Source organism: Dietzia aerolata, assembly GCF_014144865.1.
Lineage (GTDB): Bacteria > Actinomycetota > Actinomycetes > Mycobacteriales > Mycobacteriaceae > Dietzia > Dietzia aerolata.
Genome location: NZ_JAALDM010000180.1, coordinates 1 through 4,353, shown reverse-complemented (window position 1 = coordinate 4,353; position 4,353 = coordinate 1). Strand labels below are relative to the sequence as shown.

Here is a 4,353-nt window from a genome sequence, read left to right as displayed (position 1 = left end):
GCCGCGGTGGCCTCCGGGGCCCGGCCCGCCGGCTCGTGGACCTACGAGGCGCTGCGCGCCGCAGCCACGCTCCCGCTGCGCGGCCGGATCGGCGTGGACACCGACGAGAAGACCATCCCGCACGAGGTGAGCAGCTGGATCGGCGCCGTCGCCCAGCAGGGTGCCGTCCACCTCGACAAGGGCTGCTACCGCGGCCAGGAAACCGTCTCCCGAGTGCACAACCTCGGCCGCTCACCGCGCGTGCTCGTCCGGCTGCAGCTGGACGGATCCGTCGGTGATGACTCCGTGGTGACCGGTGCCGAGGTCCGCGCCGGTGGCCGCCCCGTCGGCCGCGTCGGCACCGTGGTCCACCACCACGAGGACGGGCCCGTCGCCCTGGCGCTGCTCAAGCGGGCCGTCTCCCCCGACGCGGAACTGGAGATCGAGGGCGTGGCCGCCTCCATCGATCCCGACACCGTCGCTCAGGACTCCGGACCGCAGGCCGGCCGCGAAGCGGTGAAGCGACTGCGAGGACAGGCGTAGGCAGACCTGGCGGGCTGAGCGGGTCTGGCGGGCCTGGTGGGCTGAGCGGGCCCGGCAGGCTGAGCGGGCCGGGTGGGAAAATTCTTGCCTCGGCTGACCCTGGTCACAGGGGTGTGCGACAACGATTTTCGCGAGCCCCGCGACACCCGGGCGGACATTCCGCGCCGGGCACGCTATCCTGTGCTCAGGCAGATACTCACACTTGCAATGGGCACCCCCGAGGTGGCCCAGCACCGTTTCCGAGGGGGTCAGGTCAATGGGCCGAGGCCGCGCGAAGGCGAAGCAGACCAAGGTCGCTCGCGAACTGAAGTACAACACTCCGCAGACGGACCTTGAACGTCTTCAGCAGGAGTTGTCTGGTGGACGCACGTCCACCAGCGTCGAGGAGGACGACGACCCATACGGGTCCTGGTCCGACGACGACTCCAGATACTGATCGCACACTCGACTGCGACGAGGGCCGGGCATCACGTGCAGTGATGCCCGGCCCCTCTTCGTGCGGTTGAGCGCCTACTTCTGACGCCCCGCTCTGCGCGCCAGGGGGCACGCCGCCGAGCACGCCGTCGGGGTACGCCGCCGGGGCACGCCGCCGGGGCGAGCAGCCAAAGACCGCGGCCCGGCCTGGCACGAGAAGTTCGTGCCGAGCCGGGCCGTGACAGGCCCCTAGTGGGGCCGTTGCGGGTCAGAAGCGGGCGTGGGAGCCCTCGAGGATGACGCGGGGAGCGTCGGCGTCCTCGCCGGACTTCTCCACGTGGCCGATCACCCAGTTGTCCACGTGGCGGGCCGTCAGCACCGCCTGCGCGCGGTCGACGTCCTCGGCGGGCAGGACCGCGACCATGCCGACGCCCATGTTGAAGGTGCGCTCCATCTCTGCCTGCTCGACGCGGCCGTGGTGGGCGATGGTGCCGAACACGGCCGGCACCGCCCAGCGGCCGCGATCCAGACGGGCGACGAGGCCACGCGGCATGACGCGGGCCAGGTTCTCCGCCAGGCCACCGCCGGTGACGTGGCTGAACACCCGCACGTCGGTCTCCGCGATGAGGCTGAGGCAGTCGAGCGCGTAGATGCGGGTCGGCTCGAGGAGCTCCTCGCCGAGCGTGCGACCGAACTCCTCGACGTGACCCTCCAGCGGCAGCCGGGCGAGGTCGAGCAGGACGTGGCGGGCCAGCGAGTAGCCGTTCGAGTGCAGGCCGGACGAGGCCATACCGAGGATGACGTCGCCGGGCTTGACGTTCTCGGCCGACAGGACCTCGTCGGACTCCACGATGCCGACGCCGGTGCCCGAGATGTCGTACTCCCCCGGCGCCATGAGGCCCGGGTGCTCCGCGGTCTCGCCCCCGAGCAGCGCGCAGCCGGCACGGACGCAGCCCTCGGCGATGCCCTCGACGATGCTCGCCACGTGCTCGGGAACGACCTTGCCGATCGCGATGTAGTCCTGCAGGAACAGGGGCTCGGCGCCGCAGACCACCAGGTCGTCGACGATCATCGCCACGAGATCGATGCCGACCGTGTTGTGGACGTCCATCGCCTGGGCGACCGCGATCTTGGTCCCGACGCCGTCCGTGGACGAGGCCAGCAGCGGCTGACGGTAGGTGTTCTTCAGCGAGAACAGTCCGGCGAAGCCGCCGAGACCACCCATCACCTCCGGTCGGGTCGCCCGCTTGGCGTGGGGAGCGAACAGCTCGACGGCACGCTCACCGGCGTCGATGTCGACACCGGCGGCGGCGTACGACGCGCCGGACGGGAGGTGAGAGTTGTCGGTCATGGGTTTCTCCTCGTGGGCCCCTACTCGGGTGCCCGGTCAGGGACGGCAGACAGCGTCCACGTCAGGTGCGGCGGACGACGCCAACGCTGTCGTTCGGGGCCTGGTTCAGGGCATTCCGGGCATTCCGGGAATCGGTGGTCGGTGCTCCGACGGGCGGAGGGGTGGAACTGGCCGGCGCGGCATCGGCGGGGCCGACAGCCAACGAGGGTCCCTCGGACTCCTCGTCGACCTCAGCGGCGAGCGCGCGCACGGCCGCACTCATGGGCGAGTCGTCCGGCAGCGCGATCGGGTAGTGGCCATCGAAACAGGCCGCGCACAACTCATTGCGAGCCTGGCCGCTGGCCTCGATCATCCCGTCCACCGAGACGTACCCCAGGCTGTCGGCACCGATCGCGCGACGGACGCCCTCGAGCATGCCGTCGGTCGCGTCGACCCCGTTGGCGATGAGCTCGGCGGGGCTGGCGAAGTCGATCCCGTAGAAACATGGCCAGCGCACCGGCGGGGACGCGATCCGCACGTGCACCTCGGCCGCGCCCGCCTCGCGGAGCATCCGGATCAGCGCACGCTGCGTGTTGCCGCGGACGATCGAGTCGTCCACCACCACGAGCTTGCGTCCGCGGATCACCTCACGCAGCGGGTTGAGCTTGAGCCGGATCCCCAGCTGACGGATGGTCTGGGAGGGTTGGATGAATGTCCGGCCGACATAGGCGTTCTTGGTCAGGCCCTGGGCGAACGGGATGCCCGAGCCCTGCGCATATCCGACCGCGGCCGGCGTGCCCGACTCAGGCACCGGGATCACCAGATCGCCGTCGACCGGATGCTCCTGCGCCAGACGCCGCCCGATCTCGACCCGGGCCGAGTTGACCGACTGCTGGTTGATCACCGAGTCGGGACGGGCCAGGTAGACGTACTCGAACACGCAGGTCTTGGGCGTGGCCTCGGCGAACCGCCGCGACCGGACGCCGTCGCCGTCGATCGCGATGAGTTCACCGGGCTCGATGTCCCGCACGAACGCAGCGCCCACGATGTCCAGCGCGGACGTCTCCGACGCGACAACCCAGCCGCGCTCCAGCCGGCCGAGGACCAGCGGCCGGACGCCGTGCGGATCGCGGGCGGCGTACAGCGTGTGCTCATCGCTGAAAGCCAGGCAGTAGGCGCCACGCAGGTGGGGCAGCAGTCTGGCCGCCGCCTCCTCGAGGCCGTCCTCGCTCGCCTCGTGCGCCAACAGGGTGGTGACGATGTCCGAATCGGAATGCGAGCTCTCCTCCGAGTACCCCTGGATGCCCAGTGAAGCGGCGTGGCGCTTGAGCTCCATGGTGTTCACGAGGTTGCCGTTGTGGCCGAGGACCACCGAGCCACCGTCGACCGTCGGGCGGAACATCGGCTGGGCGTTGTCCCAGGTGGCCGCGCCGGTCGTGGAATAGCGGCAGTGCCCCACCGCGATGTGGCCGTGCATCGAATCGAGCGTCTTCTCGTCGAAGACCTGACTGACGAGGCCGAGATCCTTGTAGACCAGCACCTGCTCGCCGTCGGCCACCGCGATTCCCGCGGCCTCCTGGCCACGGTGCTGCAGCGCGTACAGGCCGTAGTAGGTGAGCTTGGCGACGTCCTCACCCGGCGCCCACACACCGAAGACGCCGCACTCCTCGACCGGACCGATGCGCTCGGTGTCGATCGGCAGACCTGTCGGACCGGGCGCCGACGGGTCGGGAAGACCCAGCCCCACGGCGGCGCTACGGCCACCGGTGCGGCGGAGTGATCCGGTCGGTGCCGGACGTGACGACAAACTCTCCACCAGCTGGCGCTCCCTCAAGGCTTCAGGGCAGTCCGCACGGACGCCCCCTCGGCGGTACCGCCCAAGTCTACGTACACATGCCCCCTTCACCCCAAGTCCCCGGGGTAGCCCGCCCCTCGGCAGTCACGGCACACGCACCACCGGCAGGCCCGCCGCCACCTCGGACGCCCGCGTCCCCGAGGCCCGCACCCGGCCCGAGTCCACCGCCGCCTCCCAGGACACGCGGCCGGTCGCCAGCAAAAGCCACGTCCGCGGATCGGTCTCCACCACG

At 70.7% G+C, this 4,353-nt stretch carries 5 protein-coding genes; 2 read left to right on the top strand and 3 right to left on the bottom strand.

Annotated features, from left to right (window positions below; all coding sequences use genetic code 11):
* The coding region (ygfZ, locus tag G6016_RS11240) for a CAF17-like 4Fe-4S cluster assembly/insertion protein YgfZ (RefSeq protein WP_422110478.1) at window positions 1-522 on the top strand (522 nt) is incomplete at its 5' end.
* A 256-nt stretch (window positions 523-778) separates the two neighbouring features.
* Window positions 779-958 carry a DUF3073 domain-containing protein gene (locus tag G6016_RS11235; protein ID WP_182632739.1) on the top strand — a complete coding sequence of 60 codons (180 nt, stop codon included), beginning with the start codon at window positions 779-781 and terminating at the stop codon, window positions 956-958.
* Between the two features lie 246 nt (window positions 959-1,204).
* On the opposite strand, the gene purM is transcribed toward G6016_RS11235, so the two are convergent.
* The 3 genes from purM to G6016_RS11220 all read right to left on the bottom strand — a co-directional run.
* Window positions 1,205-2,287: a phosphoribosylformylglycinamidine cyclo-ligase gene (purM, locus tag G6016_RS11230; RefSeq protein ID WP_182632738.1), complete on the bottom strand. Its 1,083-nt coding sequence runs from the start codon at window positions 2,285-2,287 to the stop codon at window positions 1,205-1,207.
* 61 nt (window positions 2,288-2,348) lie between these two features.
* Complete coding sequence (gene purF / locus G6016_RS11225; RefSeq protein ID WP_182632740.1) at window positions 2,349-3,968, bottom strand: amidophosphoribosyltransferase; 1,620 nt, start codon at window positions 3,966-3,968, stop codon at window positions 2,349-2,351.
* A 237-nt stretch (window positions 3,969-4,205) separates the two neighbouring features.
* A partial coding sequence (locus G6016_RS11220; RefSeq protein ID WP_241730246.1) for a sterol carrier family protein occupies window positions 4,206-4,353 on the bottom strand: 148 nt, incomplete at its 5' end.